This is a genomic window from Pseudomonas sp. NEEL19, from assembly GCF_028751975.1.
GTDB lineage: Bacteria > Pseudomonadota > Gammaproteobacteria > Pseudomonadales > Pseudomonadaceae > Aquipseudomonas > Aquipseudomonas juntendi.
Genome location: NZ_CP081491.1, coordinates 663,865 through 680,110 on the forward strand (window position 1 = coordinate 663,865; position 16,246 = coordinate 680,110).

A 16,246-nucleotide genomic window follows, 5' to 3' on the forward strand; every position below is an offset into this window, starting at 1 on the left:
CTCAGGCTCTCCCGAACAGGCCATACGGACGCACCAGGATCACCGCCGCCATGGCGCCGTAGATCATCAGGCTGGCGCCTTGTGGCCACAGGCTGGTCATCATGCTTTGCACCACACCCACCAACAGGCCGCCGACCAGCGCACCGCCAAACGAGCCCATGCCGCCGATCACCACCACCACGAAGGCGATGCCGAGGATTTCCGGGCCGACGAAGGGCTGGGCCCCGCGCAGCGGCGCGAACAGCACACCGGCCACGCCGGCCAGGCCTACGCCCAGGGCGAATGTCAGGGAGAACAGGCGGAAGATATTGGTACCCAGCAGCGACACGGTTTCGGTGCTCTCGCTGCCGGCCCGCACCAGGGCGCCGAAGCGGGTGCGCTCCAGTAGCAGCCATAGGCCAACGCCGATCAGTGCGGCAAAACCGATCAGGAACAGGCGGTAGTACGGGTAGATGAAGTCACCCAGGATCAACACCCCGCGCAGCTCGGGCGGCACGGCGATGTTCTTGCCCACCGGGCCCCAGATCAGCACCGAGGCTTCCTGGATGATCAGGGCGATGCCAAGGGTGACGAGGATCTGGAAGGTGTGTGGCAGGTGATAGATGCGTTTGATCAACAGGCGCTCGACCGCCCAGGCCAGGGCCGCCACCACCAGGGGCGCGATCAGCAGCGCCAGCCAGAAGCTGCCGGTGATGGCCACGGCGGTGTAGCACAGGTAGGCGCCAAGCAGAAAGAACGCACCATGGGCGAAGTTGACGAAGTTGAGCAAGCCGAAAATGATCGTCAGGCCTACGGCGATGAGGAAGTAGATCATCCCCAGGCCCAGGCCGTTGAGCAGTTGGAACAGGTACAAATCGAGCATGAGCGTGCCCTCGACAGCGCGCGGCGCGGCTGCCTGTACGAGTGTGAGTGACTAACGCCGCGGCTTCAGGCCAAGGCGCAACCGGTGTGGTCGGGCTCGACGAACGAGCGGCCCGAGCTGATGACTTCGGCCAGGTCGTCTTCGTCGCGCATCTGCCCTTGGGGCTTGCCGCGCAGCAGGTAGTAATCCTTGAGCACCTGGTGGTCGCCCGGGCGGATCAGCTCGTCGCCGGTCGGCCCCTGGAAACGCATGCCCTGCAGTGCTGCAGAGACGGCGGCCCCGTCCAGGCTGCCGGCCTTGACGATGGCTTCGAGCATGACCTTGGTGCCGATATAGTCGGCGGCCAGCGGGTAGTTGGGGTTGATGCCGTAGGCCTTGCGGGTGGCAGCAACCAGTTGCTGGTTCAGCGGCGTATCCACCTGGTGCCAGTACTGCGCGCCCAGGTACACGCCTTCGAGCACGTCGCTGCCCAGCTCCTGGAACTGGTCGAGGCCGGCTGACCACACCATCAGCACTTTCATACGGTCCTTGATGCCGAAGTTGACCGCCTGGCGCAGCGCGTTGGAGGCCTGGCTGCCGAAGTTGAGCAGCACCAGCACGTCGGGTTTGGCCGCGATGGCATTGGTGAGGTAACCCGAGAATTCCTGCTCTTGCAGCGAGTGATAGCTGTTGCCGATATGTTCCACGCCTTGCTCGGCGAAGACTTTGCGGGCGTTGTCCAGCAGCGCGTCGCCGAACACGTATTGTGGGGTGATGGTGTACCAGCGCTTGGCCTGCGGGAGTTGGCGAATCATCGGCACCAGGGTTTCGCGGATGGCGCCGTAGGTCGGCACCGACCAGCGAAAGGTCGAGGCGTTGCAGTCCTTGCCGGTGATTTCGTCGGCGCCCACCGGGGTCATGAACACGCCACCGGCCTTGTGTATTTCCTTGGAAACCGCCAGCGCCGAAGACGACAAGGTGCAGCCTTGGAAGAAGCGGGCGCCATCCTGGCCAATGGCTTCCTGGACCTTGCGCACGGCCTTGCCGGCGTTGCCTTCGGTGTCGATGACTTTGTACTTGAGCGGGCGCCCCAGCAACTGCGGGTATTCGGCGATGGCCAGGCGCGAGCCCATGTCGGCGTACTTGCCGTAGCTGGCGAAGGCACCCGACATGGACTTGAGCCCATAGAAGGTCAACGGTTGATCGGCGAATGCCCGGTGTGCTCCCAAGGGGAGGCTACCGAAGGCACCCAGGGCAAGGCCTGCCTTGAGCAGGGTACGTCTTTGCATGGGTAACTCCTTGGTTGTGGTTATTAGGCAGGAGTGGCAATGACAAAGCGGGTACGGCCGGGCCTGTGAGCAGGCCTCTTTCCAGGCGGATCAGTGGTGGTGGTTGAACTCCAGCAGGAAGTGGCGGGCGACCTCGCCCTCCAGTGCGGTCATGTGGTGTTCGGCGTCGCACATGTGCTCGTGCATCAGCCGGCGTACGCTGGGCTCGTCACTGGCGCGCAGGGCGCTGAGCAGTTGTTTGTGGTAGTCGATGTTGGCTGCGGCGAACTGCTGGCGCTTGGGCAGGTAGGCCTTTTTCAGCACCACCAGGTCGCGCAGCAGGTCGTTGAGGAACACCGCCATGAAGCGCAGCAACGGGTTGGGGCAGCGGTGGGCCAGCAGGGTGTGGAACTCCAGCTCCGCCAGGCGCTGTTCGCGCTGGCCCTCTTCGCTGTCTTCCGGCGCACTGCAGAAATCGATGTTGGCCTCAAGCGCGGCATAGTCCGCTTCGCTCAGCTGACCCATTACCGACACTGCCAACTCGACCTCGATGACTTTGCGCAGCTGGTACACCTGCTCGCCGTCCAGGTGCTGAAAGTGCAGGTAGTTGCGCAGCGCTCGGCTGGCGGGCTCGGTGCCGACCTCGGCCAGGTAGGCACCACCGGCAGGGCCGGTGCGGGTGCTGACCAGGCCTTCTACCTCAAGTGCCTTGAGTGCCTCGCGGGCAGTGCCCTTGGAGCATTCGAAGTGTTCCATCAGCTCACGCTCGGTGGGCAGGCGGTCGCCGGGGTGCAGCGCTTCGGTGACGATCGAGCGCTTGACCGATTCGACGATCACATCCGACAGCTTTTGGCGCTTGCGTTTGGGTTTGAGCATTTCGCTATTTTTCATATTTATGCGGATAAATAGGATTTAGCGAATTTTGCCGGGGTGGGTCAATGCTGGGGGAGGGGGAGGGGTCGTATTTGGTGTGAAAGGGTCGGGGAGGGATATGTGAAGAGGTGTATGGACTGCAGACCCTGTGGGTGCGGGTAAACCTGCTCCCACAGGGCTCTTTGTTCAGCCTTGGCGGCCAGGACCTTGCTGCAGGTGGGCCTGGCTGCAATACCACTCGTTGCCCTGCCGCAGCGCCCGATCATTGGGCAGGTGCACGCCGCAATGGGCGCAGCGCACCATCGTCAGTGGCGCATCGAGCTTGGCTTCGGGGCGCGACTGCTGGCTGATTTTGAATTTGCGCCACAGCCAGAACGCGGCGGCGATCAGGGCGATCCAGAAAAGTAGGCGAACCATGGTGTCCAGCTTGTTGATGGAAGAAGCCGACAGTCTAGGATGCAGCCGACAAAAAAGGGAGGCCCGAGGGCTAATGCCAGTCAGTTAAGCGTTACTGGGGCTGCTTTGCAGCCCTTCGCGGGCACGCCCGCTCCCACACGTTTGGCGCTGAACTCAAGAAATGCGCAATGCCCTGTGGGAGCGGGCGTGCCCGCGAAGGGTCGCAAAGCGGCCCCAAATTACTTAACTGACGGGTATTGGCCCAAGGCCTCCCTTTCATTTACCGCGGTCGGTCAATCGAACAGACCAAAGGTCATGTAGCTGAACCAGGAGCGGTCTTTCTCGGCCTCTTTCGGGCCCTCGGGCACGATCGGGTTGCCGTTTTCATCCTTGGGCAGCAGCTCTTGCGGCATCTCGTCGCGCGCGTCCTGGAACTGCTTGACCACGTCCTGGTTGGCGCGGGTTTCACCCGGCGGCAGCGGCGTGTCGGTCTCGATCAGGCCCAGGGTGGCCTTGGACAGCCAGCCGCGGCCGTCAGACTCGGTCTGCTTGGGCTGGAACTCGCCATCGACCAGGCTTGGGTGGTCTGGGTAGTTGAGCTTGAGGGTTTCCAGGCTGGTGGCGGCCAGTTCGTCCAGGTGCATCTTCTGGTACGACTCGACCATTACCGCCAGGCCGTCGCCGACCGAAGGGGTTTCCTGGAAGTTCTCGACCACGTAGCGGCCACGGTTGGCGGCAGCCACGTAAGCCTGGCGGCTCAGGTAGTAGTCGGCCACGTGGATTTCGTACGACGCCAGCAGGTTGCGCAGGTAGATCATGCGCTGCTTGGCATCGGGCGCGTAGCGGCTGTTGGGGAAGCGGCTGGTCAGCTGGGCGAACTCGTTGTACGAGTCGCGGGCAGCACCCGGGTCACGCTTGGTCATGTCCAGCGGCAGGAAGCGCGCCAGCAGGCCACGGTCCTGGTCGAACGAGGTCAGGCCTTTGAGGTAGTAGGCGTAGTCCACGTTCGGGTGCTGCGGGTGCAGGCGAATGAAGCGCTCGGCAGCCGACTTGGCAGCCTCGGGCTCGGCGTTCTTGTAGTTGGCGTAGATCAGCTCGAGCTGCGCCTGGTCGGCATAACGGCCGAACGGGTAGCGCGACTCCAGGGCCTTGAGCTTGTTCACGGCGCTGGTGTAGCTGGAGTTGTCCAGATCAGCCTGGGCCTGCTGGTACAGCTCGGCCTCGCTGAGGTTCTCGTCGATGACTTCCTTATTCGAGGAACAGGCCGCGGTGAGCCCAAGGATGGCGATCAGCAGCAGGTGTTTCACTTGCATGGCGGCTTGCGTCCCTTTGACGGCCGCTGTTTTGGGCGGTGCCGTCCTGTTATGATGAGCGCCCCGGCCAACCCCGGGACAAAAGAAGCCGTATTTAACCACAAGCTCGCAGCCGAAACCAAAGGCTGTGCGCCCGCCGAATCGAGCATGTCCGAGATCATTCAACTTAGCGCAGAGGTCCCGTCCGAATTGGGCGGCCAACGCCTCGACCAGGTCGCCGCCCAATTGTTCGCCGAGTACTCGCGTTCGCGGCTAACTTCGTGGATCAAAGAGGGCCGCCTGACGGTCGATGGTGCCGTCGTGCGCCCTCGCGACCTCGTTCACGGTGGCTCCCAGCTTGCCCTGCAGGCCGAACAGGAAGCCCAGGGTGAGTGGGTAGCAGAAGATATCGAACTGGATATCGTCTACGAAGACGACCACATCATGGTCATCAACAAGCCCGCCGGGCTGGTCGTGCACCCGGCTGCCGGGCACGCCAGCGGCACCCTGCTCAATGCGCTGCTGCACCACGTGCCAGACATCGTCAACGTACCGCGTGCCGGTATCGTTCACCGCCTGGACAAGGACACCACCGGGCTGATGGTGGTGGCCAAGACCCTGCAGGCGCAGACCAAGCTGGTCGAGCAGATGCAGGCGCGCAAGGTCAGCCGCATTTATGAGTGCATCGTCATCGGCGTGGTCACCGCCGGTGGCAAGATCGACGCCCCGATCGGTCGCCACGGCGGCATGCGCCAGCGCATGGCGGTAACCGACGGCGGCAAGCCAGCCGTCAGCCACTACCGGGTGCTCAAGCGCTTCCGCTCGCACACCCATGTACGGGTCAAGCTGGAAACCGGCCGCACCCACCAGATCCGCGTGCACATGGCCCATGTGGGCTTTCCGCTGGTCGGCGACCAGACCTACGGTGGCCGCTTCCGCATTCCGCCGGCTGCCAGCCCAACCATGGTCGAGGCAGTGAAAAGCTTCCCGCGCCAGGCGCTGCACGCGCGGTTCCTTGCCCTGGCCCACCCGATCACCGGTGAAGTCATGAAGTGGGAGTCGCCACTGCCCGACGACTTCGTCTGGTTGCTGTCGCTGCTCAACCAGGACCGTGAGAGCTTCATCGGATGAGTGACCTGGCGCAGACGCTGCTGTTTCCCGACTGGCCGGCCCCGGCCTCGGTACGCGCCTGTGTCACCACCCGTCTGGGCGGTGTGAGCCTGCCGCCCTACGCCACGTTCAACCTGGGTGACCATGTGGGGGACGACCCTGCCGCGGTTGCCGAAAACCGTCGCCGCCTGCGCGAGCAGTTCGCCATCCAGCCAGCCTGGCTCAAGCAGGTGCATGGGCTGGAGGTGGCGGATGCCAACCCGGCCGTGGTAGCCGAGGCCGATGCCAGTTGCACCAGCCAGCCCGGCATTGCCTGCACCGTGATGACGGCCGACTGCCTGCCTGTACTGTTCTGTGACCGTGCGGGCACCCGCGTGGCGGCGGCGCATGCGGGCTGGCGCGGGCTGGCGGGGGGCGTGCTGGAAGCCACCCTCGACCGCCTGGCGCTGGCGCCCCAAGAGGTGCTGGTGTGGCTGGGACCGGCGATCGGGCCCCAGGCCTTCGAAGTGGGGCTGGAAGTGCGCGATGCCTTTACTGCCGTGCACCCTGAGGCCGCCCGGGCTTTTGTCGAGGGCGAGCGGCCAGGCAAGCTGATGGCAGACATCTACGAATTGGCGCGCATTCGCCTGGCGGCCCGTGGGGTATCGGCTGTTTATGGCGGTGGCTGGTGCACGGTCAGTGACGAGCGGTTTTTCTCCTACCGCCGTACGCCGCAGGGTGGCCGCTTCGCTTCGCTGGTGTGGTTGCAGCCGCTCTAGCCTTGATGGGCACCGCCTGCCCCAAGCGCTAATCCAACCCGTTGATCCCGGTCAACCCCGCTACGCTTGAATCTTCCAGAATCAGCCTTATCTATAAAGGCATCTCAGGCAGGTTTCTTTATAAACAGGCGCTGTCCATCGCTCCGACCTGCCCTTTAAAGGAAGGTACACCATGCGAATAGACCGTTTGACCAGCAAGCTGCAACTTGCAATATCCGATGCCCAATCCCTGGCCGTAGGCATGGACCACCCTGCCATCGAGCCCGTGCACCTGTTGCAGGCATTGCTCGAACAGCAGGGCGGCTCGATCAAGCCACTGCTGATGCAAGTGGGCTTCGATATCAATAGCCTGCGCCAGGCTCTGGTGAAAGAACTCGACCAGCTGCCGAAAATCCAGAACCCCACCGGCGACGTGAACATGTCGCAGGACCTGGCGCGCCTGCTCAACCAGGCCGACCGCCTGGCCCAGCAAAAGGGCGACCAGTTCATTTCCAGCGAGCTGGTGTTGCTGGCCGCCATGGACGAGAACAGCAAGCTGGGCAAGTTGCTGCTCAGCCAGGGTGTCAGCAAAAAGGCCCTGGAAAATGCCATCAACAACCTGCGCGGTGGCGCGGCGGTGAATGACGCCAACGCCGAAGAGTCGCGCCAGGCGCTGGACAAGTACACCGTCGACCTCACCAAGCGTGCCGAAGAAGGCAAGCTGGACCCGGTCATTGGCCGCGACGACGAAATCCGCCGTACGGTGCAGGTGCTGCAACGCCGTACCAAGAACAACCCGGTGCTGATCGGCGAACCCGGCGTGGGCAAGACCGCCATCGCCGAGGGCCTGGCCCAGCGCATCATCAATGGCGAAGTGCCCGACGGCCTGAAAGGCAAACGCCTGCTGGCGCTGGACATGGGCGCGCTGATTGCGGGTGCCAAGTACCGCGGTGAGTTCGAGGAGCGCCTGAAAGGGCTGCTGAACGAGCTGTCCAAGCAGGAAGGCCAGATCATTCTGTTCATCGACGAACTGCACACCATGGTTGGCGCCGGCAAGGGCGAGGGTGCCATGGACGCAGGCAACATGCTCAAGCCGGCCCTGGCCCGTGGCGAACTGCACTGCGTGGGCGCCACTACGCTGAACGAGTACCGCCAGTTCATCGAGAAAGATGCCGCCCTGGAGCGCCGCTTCCAGAAAGTGCTGGTAGAGGAACCGAGCGAAGAAGACACCATCGCCATCCTGCGTGGCCTGAAAGAACGCTATGAAGTGCACCATAAGGTGGCCATCACCGACGGTGCCATTATCGCTGCGGCCAAACTCAGCCACCGCTACATCACCGACCGTCAGTTGCCGGACAAGGCCATTGACCTGATCGACGAAGCGGCCAGCCGCATCCGCATGGAGATCGACTCCAAGCCGGAAGTGCTCGACCGCCTCGATCGCCGGCTGATCCAGTTGAAAGTGGAATCGCAGGCGCTGAAGAAGGAAGAAGACGAGGCAGCGAAGAAGCGCCTGGAGAAGCTGACCGAAGAAATCGAACGGCTGGAGCGCGAGTACTCCGACCTGGAAGAAATCTGGGCTTCGGAGAAAGCCGAAGTACAGGGCTCGGCGCAGATTCAGCAAAAGATCGAGCAGGCCCGCCAGGAGCTGGAGGCTGCCCGCCGCAAGGGCGACCTGAGCCGCATGGCCGAGCTGCAGTACGGGGTAATCCCGGACCTGGAGCGCAGCCTGCAGATGGTCGACCAGCACGGCAAGACCGAGAACCAGTTGCTGCGCAACAAGGTGACCGAGGAAGAGATTGCCGAGGTGGTGTCGAAGTGGACCGGTATTCCAGTATCCAAGATGCTGGAGGGCGAGCGCGAAAAACTGCTGAAAATGGAAGCGTTGCTGCACCAGCGCGTGATCGGGCAGGGCGAAGCGGTAACCGCCGTGGCCAACGCTGTGCGCCGCTCACGTGCCGGGTTGTCCGACCCTAACCGGCCAAGTGGTTCGTTCCTGTTCCTGGGCCCTACCGGTGTGGGCAAGACCGAGCTGTGCAAGGCACTGGCCGAGTTCCTGTTCGACACCGAAGAGGCTATGGTCCGCATCGACATGTCCGAGTTCATGGAGAAACACTCCGTGGCTCGCCTGATAGGTGCGCCACCCGGATACGTAGGGTACGAAGAGGGCGGTTACCTGACCGAGGCGGTACGGCGCAAGCCCTACTCGGTGGTGCTGCTGGACGAGGTGGAGAAGGCCCACCCGGATGTGTTCAACGTGTTGCTGCAGGTGCTGGAAGACGGCCGCCTGACCGACAGCCACGGGCGCACCGTGGACTTCCGCAATACGGTGATCGTGATGACCTCCAACCTGGGCTCGGCACAGATCCAGGAGCTGGTCGGCGACCGCGAGGCCCAGCGTGCGGCAGTGATGGATGCAGTAGGGGCGCACTTCCGCCCGGAGTTCATCAACCGTATCGACGAAGTGGTGGTGTTCGAGCCGCTGGGCCGCGAGCAAATTGCCGGCATTACCGAGATACAGCTGGGCCGCCTGCGCAGCCGCCTGCTGGAGCGCGAATTGTCGCTGAGCCTGAGCCCGGAAGCGTTGGACAAGCTGATCGCCGTGGGTTACGACCCTGTCTACGGTGCCCGCCCGCTGAAACGGGCGATCCAGCGCTGGATCGAAAACCCGCTGGCGCAGTTGATCCTGGCAGGCAAGTTCATGCCGGGTACCGCGATCACTGCCAAGGTGGAAGGCGACGAAATCGTCTTTGGCTGACCTGCTTCACCATGAGCCCCGCATTTGCGGGGCTTTTTTTTGCCTGGCTGCCTGCGCTGGCCTGTTAGCGGGTCATACGTTTACCTGCAGCTTTGAAGCCTGCGCATAACTCTGTAGGAGCGGGTTCACCCGCGAAGAAGCCGGCACTGCCCCAGCAAATTCGGGCTTTCCCAGCCTGTCTGGATAACCCGCTGAAATTTTTGAAATTTTTGCTTGCATCAAAAAACGAGTGCCCCTAATATACGCCGCGTTGTCAGGCACTAAGCGAATCATCAGCAGTAACGATGGCCGCAAAACAACTTACAAATCAGTAAGTTGAATGAAAAAAAGTGGTTGACAAGCAAAACGAAGAATGTAGAATAGCCGGCCTCAGCAGCTAAAACGCGAAAGCAGCGAAGCTCAAGAGTCCGAAGCGAACACAGTCTTCGGAGTAGCAAATCGGAAAGTAGTACCGAAGTTCAGTTCCGCGATAGCTCAGTCGGTAGAGCAAATGACTGTTAATCATTGGGTCCCTGGTTCGAGTCCAGGTCGCGGAGCCATCTCGGGGTGTAGCGCAGTCCGGTAGCGCGCCTGCTTTGGGAGCAGGATGTCAGGAGTTCGAATCCCCTCACCCCGACCATTTTCCGGGTCGTTAGCTCAGTTGGTAGAGCAGTTGGCTTTTAACCAATTGGTCGTAGGTTCGAATCCTACACGACCCACCATGTAAAGAAGGGCATCTCAAAGAGATGCCCTTTTTTTTGAAAGACCTCGGGGTGTAGCGCAGTCCGGTAGCGCGCCTGCTTTGGGAGCAGGATGTCAGGAGTTCGAATCCCCTCACCCCGACCATTTTTGGGTCGTTAGCTCAGTTGGTAGAGCAGTTGGCTTTTAACCAATTGGTCGTAGGTTCGAATCCTACACGACCCACCATCTACGATAAGCCCGCCTATTCAAGGCGGGCTTTTTCGTTTGCGCGGCCAAACACCGTAAGACAGTGATCGCCCACGTTTAACAGGCGCGCCTACTTCCAGCAGGACAAAAACATTGATAGCATTCGGCCATTGCGCTGCGCAATTTTTGTGATGCTTTTCACAGTCCCCAACATTCCCGGCTATACAGCTCCTCATTTCCTGCCTTTGACGCTTCTGTTGTATCCCAACGGCCAATGACGCCCGGTGGGCGACCGACGGTGGATCAAGTTCGGGGCAAATCGGCTGATAACCCCTTTGCAAGCGTAAAGATTCATACAAGGACGTAGCGACATGAAGCAGTGGCTGGGCTGTGCGGTACTGGTTGTTTGGGGCGTTGTGGCGCAAGCCGCCACTGAGGGCGATCCGTTGCTGGATGCACCTGCAGCCACTGCCAGCGAAATACGCGGGGTCTTGCGTGCACGTTCGCAGGCGGTCCTGGCCAGTGAGTTGCCCGGCCGGGTGGTGGAGATGCCGTTTGCCGAAGGCCAGGCCTTCAGCAAGGGCGATGTGCTGGTGCGCTTCGATTGCAGTGCTTATCAGGCCCAGGCCAATGCCTCCGGTGCTGCTGTGCGGGCTGCCCGGGAAGAGCTGCGCAACAAGCAACAACTGGCCGCGTTGAATTCGGTCGGCCGTTTCGAGGTAAGCCTGGCCGAGGCTCGCCAGGCGCAAGCCCAGGCCGAAGCCCAGGTTTATCAGGTGCAAGTGCAGCGTTGCCAGGTCAAGGCACCGTTCGACGGGCAAGTGGTGACACGCCGGGTGCAGGCTCACGAAAGCGTGGCCAGCGGCGCGCCGTTGCTGGAAATCGTCGACAACCGCTCGCTGGAAATCCATTTGCTGGTGCCCTCGCGCTGGCTCGGCAAACTCAAGCCTGAGCAGACCTTCAGTTTTGTCCCCGATGAAACCGGCCAACCCATTGATGCAGTGGTCAAGCGCCTGGGGGCGCGTATCGATGAGGGCAGCCAGACGCTGCTGCTGATCGCCAGCGTGCCGGCCAAGACACCAGGCCTGCTGGCCGGGATGAGCGGTACCGCCCACTTCGCCCAGCCACAATGAACGCGCCCGTTCCCGGCCCGCTGGAGCAACTGCTGGCCCATTACCTGAAGCTGGAGCGTCAGGCGCGAGCGGCTGCCTCCATCGAGGTGCTGTCGTTCAGCATGGTCAATGACAGCCAGCCGTTGTTTGGCTATCGCCACGGCGCCTTGCTGATTGCCGGCAAGGTCCGCGCCTTGACCGGCATCAGTGTGGTCGAGCCAAACGCGCCCTTCGTGGTGTTCATCGAGCGCGTGGCCGCGCAGCTGGCCAACGGCGAGCGCTTGGGCTTGCCAGGTGCAGTGCCGCAGGACAGCGTGGACTCGAACAGCCGCGATGACTGGCAGGCGCTGTCGGCACCCCATGCGTTCTGGCTACCGCTGAAAGACCGCCGTGGTGACGTTTTTGGCGGGTTGTGGCTGGCCCGGGACAACCCGTGGAGCGAGGCCGAGCAGGCGCTGCTGGCGCAGTTGGGCGATTGCTACAGCCATGCCTGGCGGGCCCTGCAACCGAGCAAGCCCTGGCGCCTGCGCTGGCCGGCCCGCACCCGCTGGGCCGTGGCCGGCGCGCTTTTGCTGTTGCTGCTGCTGCCTGTCCGGCAGTCGGTACTGGCGCCTGCCGAAGTGGTACCGCGCAATGGCCAGATCGTCGCCGCGCCGCTGGACGGTGTAATCGCCGAGTTTCTGGTCAAGCCTAACCAGCCGGTCCGTGCCGGTGAACCGCTGGTGCGCTTCGATGCCACGGTTCTCAAGGCGCAGGCCGATGTGGCCGAGCGTACCCTTGGGGTCGCCGAGGCTGAACTGAAAGCCAATACCCAACGGGCGTTTTCCGATGCCGACTCCAGTGCGCGCCTGGACATGCTGGCCGCACGCGTGGAGCAGAAGCGCGCCGAGCGCGACTACGCCCGCGACTTGCTGGCGCGCAGTGAGGTAAAGGCAGAACGCGATGGCATCGCGGTATTCGCCGATGCCCAGCGTATGCTCGGCAAGCCGATCCGTACCGGTGAAAGGCTGATGGAAATTGCCGACCCGGCGCAGGCCGATTTGCGTATCGAGCTGCCAGTTGCCGACGCCATTGGCCTGGAAACAGGAGCCGAAGTGGCGTTGTTCCTCGACAGCGATCCATTGCACCGCCATGCGGCCAAGCTTGACCGTGCGGCCTACGAAGCGCAGAGCACGCCTGCCGGCCAGTTGGCTTACCGGCTGGACGCCAGCTTCGACAACGCCCCGCCGCGTATCGGTTTGCGCGGCACCGCCAAGTTGTTCGGCGATCGCGCGCCACTGGCGCTGTATTTGCTGCGTAGGCCGTTGGCAGCGTTGCGTCAGGCGGTGGGGCTATGATGCTGCCGCCGCTACGCCCAGACTTGCAGCTCTCGGCGGCAACGCCAGGGCTGGACGGTTCGCCGCAGTGGACACTGGCCGACCCGTTGCGGGGCAAGTATTTCAAGCTCGGTGCACCTGCCATGCGCCTGCTGCGCCACTGGGCCCTGGCGGACGGACTGCAAGTGCTGAAAGCGGCCAACGCCGAGCCTGGGGTGCCGTTGACCCCGCAGTCGCTGGACGAGTTGTTGAAGTTCCTGCGTGGCCACGACCTGATCAGCGGCGGCGACCCGGAGCAGGGCGCCAGCTATGCGGCCAAGGCCGCCAGCCAGCGCCAGGGCATCTGGACCCAGGTGCTGCACAAGTACCTGTTCTTTCGGATCCCGCTGTGGCGCCCGGACGCTTTTCTCAACCGTACCTGGCCATGGCTGGAGCGCCATGGGCCCAGCCTGCTGCGGGTGGGGTTGCCAGTAGTGGTGCTGTTGGGCGCCTTCCTGGTGATGCGCGACTGGGAGCGGTTTCTGGCGACATTTCCCCAGTTGTTGAGCTTTGGCGGCATGGCGGCCTTCGCCATTGCCTTGGGGTTCGCCAAGCTTTGCCACGAATTCGGGCATGCCTACATGGCCAAGCGCGCCGGTTGCAGGGTGCCGAGCATGGGCGTGGCGTTCATGGTGCTTTTGCCCATGCTGTACACCGACGTCAGCGATGCCTGGCGCGTGCAAGACCGCCGTACCCGTTTGCTGATCGGTGCCGGTGGCGTGCTGGCGGAATTGCTGCTGGCAGGCATCGCCCTGCTGGCCTGGTCGCTGCTGCCGGACGGGGCAGGGCGCACGGCGGCGTTCATGCTTGCCAGTGCGACCTGGATCACCACCCTGGTGATCAACGTCAACCCGCTGATGCGCTTTGATGGTTACTTCCTGCTCAGCGACCTGTGGGGTGTGGATAACCTGCAAGGGCGAGGCTACGCCCTGTGCCGCTGGCACCTGCGTGAAACCTTGTTCGGGTACGGCGAAGCGCCGCCTGAACACTGGTCGCCAAGCCTGCGCAAGCGGCTGCTGTGCTGGGGGTACGCGTCGTGGCTGTGGCGCGCCGTGCTGTTCTTCGGAATTGCGCTGGCGGTCTACCACTTGTTCTTCAAGGTGCTCGGCATCTTCCTGATGGTGGTCGAACTGGTGTGGTTCATCGCCCTGCCGGTGTGGAAGGAAATGCGCCACTGGTGGCAGCACCGCGACCGTGCGCAGCCACGCAAGGTGCTATGGCTGGCGGGCGGCCTGATGGCATTGCTGGCGCTGCTGCTGGTGCCCTGGCGCAGTGGGGTGGAGGTGCCAGCGATGCTTGAGGCCTCGCGGGCCAGTACCTTGCATGCACCGGTAGCGGCGCAGGTCGTGGCTGTGCAGGTACGCGACGGACAACAGGTGAGCGAGAACCAGGTGCTGGCTGTGCTGGCCTCGCCGGACCTGGAATCGCGCATGGCGATCAACCGGCGTGAAATCAGCATTCTGCAGCTGCAGTTGCGCCGCCAGTCCAGCCGCAGTACCACGGCGGTGGACAGTGGCATTCTCGAACAGCGCCTGGCCGAGGCGGTGGCGGAGTACCGCGGCCTGGCGGCACAGCGTGCGCGCTTGAGCCTGCGTGCGCCGCACGCCGGTACCGTGCGTGACCTGGCCGACAGCCTGCAGCCGGGCCGTTGGGTCAGCGCCGACCTGCCGCTGGCGCGGGTGACCGAACATGGCCTGCGCCTGCGTGGCTACCTCACAGAGGCCGACCTGTGGCGGGTAGCGCCTGGCAGCACGGGGCAATTCATAGCCGATGATGTTCTACGCAGCGCCCTGGCGGTGAGCTTGGTGGCGGTGGATGCCACCGGTGTGAGCCACATCGACCAGGAGGCGCTGGTTTCCGACCACAAAGGCCCAATCGCCGTGCGCCGTGACGAAGACAAGAAAGCCCAGCCACTGCAGGCGCAGTACGGGGCGCAATTTGCCTTGCAAGACCCGGATCAACCACCCCTTGCGCATCCGCAGCGGGGCGTCGTGGTACTGAACGGTGCCGGCGAATCGCTGGTGGCGGCAGCGTGGCGACGCATGGCCGCGATCGGGGTGCGAGAAAGTGGGTTTTAAGTAGTGCGATTGTAGGACAATTGGGATATGGTGCTATCAATTGGCCATATCTCAACGTGCGATGTCCATCGCACGGCTACATTGCTCCAGCAGTTATCGATTACAGGGAAGTTTGCTTTGATGACTAAGTACGCTGTGACGCTGCGTGCCCTGGAGACAGGCGACATGGGCTTTATCGAGCACCTGTACGCCACCAGCCGCGCTTTTGAAATGTCCCATAGCGGCTGGCCTGCGGACGAAATCCAACGGTTCCTCAGTCAGCAGTTCAACTTTCAGCACGCCTACTACCAGCAACACTATCCCGCTGCTGACTTCTGCGTGATCGAAGCCGGCGGGCAGCCTATCGGCCGGCTTTACCTCAATTGGGGCAGCGCCCGGTTGAATATCATCGATATTGCCCTGCTGCCCGAATTCCAGGGCCAAGGTATCGGCACCGACCTGATCCACCAGCAGCTGTACCGGGCCGACCAACTCGGCCTGGCGGTCGAGCTGTTCGTGGAGAACTACAACCCGGCGCAGCGCTTGTACACCCGCGCTGGCTTTGAAATCACCGATCAAAGCGGGGTTTACCTGCGCATGCGCCGTGAAGCTGCCAAACCCGCTGCGAGGATTGCCTGATGAGTGCAGTAGACGAGTTTCCAATGCCCAGCCGTGCGCAGCTCATGGCGGCCGACCCTGGTGGCTTCAAGCTGCAGGTGGGGCCTGGCGAGCATATCGCGGTCGAGCTGGTCGATCTGCGCGACGGCCTGGGCATGAGCGATGAGTATGAGTGCTTCGCCGCCATATTCGCTTTGCCCCAGGGTGTGCGGCTACCCCAGGCAGTTTTCCGCCTGACTGCCTCCGACGCTTGCCAATGGCTTGTGTTGATGACCCCGATGATGCCTTTGCGAGATGGTCGGCATGCTCTGCAGATGGTTATCCACGCCCTGCGAACGGCACACCCTTGACTTGAATCCCAACCACGCAACAAAGGAAGTGTTCGATGAGTGATCCCTTTATCGGTGAGATCAAGATGTTTGCAGGGAGCTACGCCCCGCAGGACTACGCAATGTGCCAGGGACAGTTGTTGCCGATTTCGCAAAACGCCGCATTGTTCTCGTTGCTGGGCACGACGTACGGCGGGAACGGGCAGGCGACCTTCGGGCTACCGCATTTTGGTGGCCGTGCCCCGATCGGGCAGGGGGCCAAGGCCCCAGACGTAGCCGCGCCATTTGCGCTTGGGCAAGCCGGTGGTGTGGAGAATGTCACCCTGCTCAACAGCAACATGCCGATGCATACCCATCTGCAAGTGGCCTCCCAGGCAATGGCGACCACCGACAAGCCTGGACCCAACACCTACCTGGCAGCAGCGGTGGACGGCAGCGGCAACGCGGTGAACGTCTACGGTGAAAGCCTGGTGGAGCCCACCAGCATGGCGCCGCAGTCGATCCAGGTGACAGGGGGGTCCACACCGTTCGCTGTTCGCAACCCATACCTGGCGGTCAGCTTCATCATTGCCCTGCAGGGTATCTATCCACCCCACCCGTGGTAGTGATAACCGATGGTGACCGCGGGTCACC

At 62.8% G+C, this 16,246-nt stretch carries 14 protein-coding genes and 5 tRNA genes; 14 read left to right on the forward strand and 5 right to left on the reverse strand.

Going from position 1 to position 16,246, the window contains the following annotated elements:
• Position 1: 1 nt before the first annotated feature.
• The 5 genes from K4A76_RS03045 to K4A76_RS03065 form a co-directional block, all read right to left on the reverse strand.
• Positions 2 to 862 carry a branched-chain amino acid ABC transporter permease gene (locus K4A76_RS03045; RefSeq protein ID WP_029887332.1) on the reverse strand — a complete coding sequence of 287 codons (861 nt, stop codon included), beginning with the start codon at positions 860 to 862 and terminating at the stop codon, positions 2 to 4.
• A 65-nt stretch (positions 863 to 927) separates the two neighbouring features.
• Positions 928 to 2,130 (reverse strand): ABC transporter substrate-binding protein, encoded by a 1,203-nt coding sequence (locus K4A76_RS03050; protein ID WP_009683011.1) that lies wholly within the window; start codon positions 2,128 to 2,130, stop codon positions 928 to 930.
• A 90-nt stretch (positions 2,131 to 2,220) separates the two neighbouring features.
• Positions 2,221 to 2,985, reverse strand: coding sequence for a FadR/GntR family transcriptional regulator (locus K4A76_RS03055; RefSeq protein WP_029887330.1), 765 nt, complete (start codon positions 2,983 to 2,985; stop codon positions 2,221 to 2,223).
• A gap of 183 nt (positions 2,986 to 3,168) precedes the next feature.
• Positions 3,169 to 3,399, reverse strand: coding sequence for a PP0621 family protein (locus tag K4A76_RS03060; RefSeq protein WP_274411511.1), 231 nt, complete (start codon positions 3,397 to 3,399; stop codon positions 3,169 to 3,171).
• Positions 3,400 to 3,671: 272 nt separating this feature from the next.
• On the reverse strand, positions 3,672 to 4,691 hold the full coding sequence (locus tag K4A76_RS03065; RefSeq protein ID WP_029887579.1) for an outer membrane protein assembly factor BamD: 1,020 nt from the start codon (positions 4,689 to 4,691) through the stop codon (positions 3,672 to 3,674).
• 147 nt (positions 4,692 to 4,838) lie between these two features.
• On the opposite strand from K4A76_RS03065, the gene rluD reads away from it, so the two are divergent.
• The 14 genes from rluD (at position 4,839) to K4A76_RS03135 (ending at position 16,218) form a co-directional block, all read left to right on the forward strand.
• The gene (rluD, locus tag K4A76_RS03070; RefSeq protein ID WP_009683007.1) at positions 4,839 to 5,801 is read left to right on the forward strand and encodes a 23S rRNA pseudouridine(1911/1915/1917) synthase RluD; all 963 of its coding nucleotides are present in this window, start codon (positions 4,839 to 4,841) and stop codon (positions 5,799 to 5,801) included.
• The gene (pgeF, locus tag K4A76_RS03075; RefSeq protein WP_274411512.1) at positions 5,798 to 6,538 is read left to right on the forward strand and encodes a peptidoglycan editing factor PgeF; all 741 of its coding nucleotides are present in this window, start codon (positions 5,798 to 5,800) and stop codon (positions 6,536 to 6,538) included. Before rluD ends, pgeF begins: the two co-directional genes overlap by 4 nt.
• 172 nt (positions 6,539 to 6,710) lie before the next feature.
• Positions 6,711 to 9,275 (forward strand): ATP-dependent chaperone ClpB, encoded by a 2,565-nt coding sequence (gene clpB, locus K4A76_RS03080; protein ID WP_009683005.1) that lies wholly within the window; start codon positions 6,711 to 6,713, stop codon positions 9,273 to 9,275.
• A gap of 463 nt (positions 9,276 to 9,738) precedes the next feature.
• A tRNA-Asn gene (locus K4A76_RS03085) sits at positions 9,739 to 9,814 on the forward strand.
• 3 nt (positions 9,815 to 9,817) lie between these two features.
• Positions 9,818 to 9,894: transfer RNA gene (locus K4A76_RS03090), tRNA-Pro, on the forward strand.
• A 6-nt stretch (positions 9,895 to 9,900) separates the two neighbouring features.
• Positions 9,901 to 9,976, forward strand: a tRNA-Lys gene (locus K4A76_RS03095).
• A 47-nt stretch (positions 9,977 to 10,023) separates the two neighbouring features.
• Positions 10,024 to 10,100 (forward strand) — tRNA-Pro (locus tag K4A76_RS03100).
• Positions 10,101 to 10,105: 5 nt separating this feature from the next.
• Positions 10,106 to 10,181: transfer RNA gene (locus K4A76_RS03105), tRNA-Lys, on the forward strand.
• Positions 10,182 to 10,513: 332 nt separating this feature from the next.
• Positions 10,514 to 11,275, forward strand: a complete 762-nt coding sequence (locus K4A76_RS03110) for an efflux RND transporter periplasmic adaptor subunit (protein ID WP_054913981.1) — start codon at positions 10,514 to 10,516, stop codon at positions 11,273 to 11,275.
• Positions 11,272 to 12,591, forward strand: a complete 1,320-nt coding sequence (locus tag K4A76_RS03115) for an efflux RND transporter periplasmic adaptor subunit (protein ID WP_110679441.1) — start codon at positions 11,272 to 11,274, stop codon at positions 12,589 to 12,591. Before K4A76_RS03110 ends, K4A76_RS03115 begins: the two co-directional genes overlap by 4 nt.
• Positions 12,588 to 14,687, forward strand: a complete 2,100-nt coding sequence (locus K4A76_RS03120; protein WP_274411513.1) for an HlyD family efflux transporter periplasmic adaptor subunit — start codon at positions 12,588 to 12,590, stop codon at positions 14,685 to 14,687. Before K4A76_RS03115 ends, K4A76_RS03120 begins: the two co-directional genes overlap by 4 nt.
• Before the next feature lie 120 nt (positions 14,688 to 14,807).
• Positions 14,808 to 15,305, forward strand: coding sequence for a GNAT family N-acetyltransferase (locus K4A76_RS03125; protein ID WP_274411514.1), 498 nt, complete (start codon positions 14,808 to 14,810; stop codon positions 15,303 to 15,305).
• Entirely contained in the window at positions 15,305 to 15,634 is a 330-nt protein-coding gene (locus K4A76_RS03130; protein ID WP_161892010.1) for a DUF6916 family protein, read from the forward strand. The genes K4A76_RS03125 and K4A76_RS03130 overlap by 1 nt, the downstream gene beginning before the upstream one ends.
• Before the next feature lie 35 nt (positions 15,635 to 15,669).
• Positions 15,670 to 16,218: a phage tail protein gene (locus tag K4A76_RS03135; RefSeq protein ID WP_110679439.1), complete on the forward strand. Its 549-nt coding sequence runs from the start codon at positions 15,670 to 15,672 to the stop codon at positions 16,216 to 16,218.
• The last annotated feature ends 28 nt before the right edge of the window (positions 16,219 to 16,246 follow it).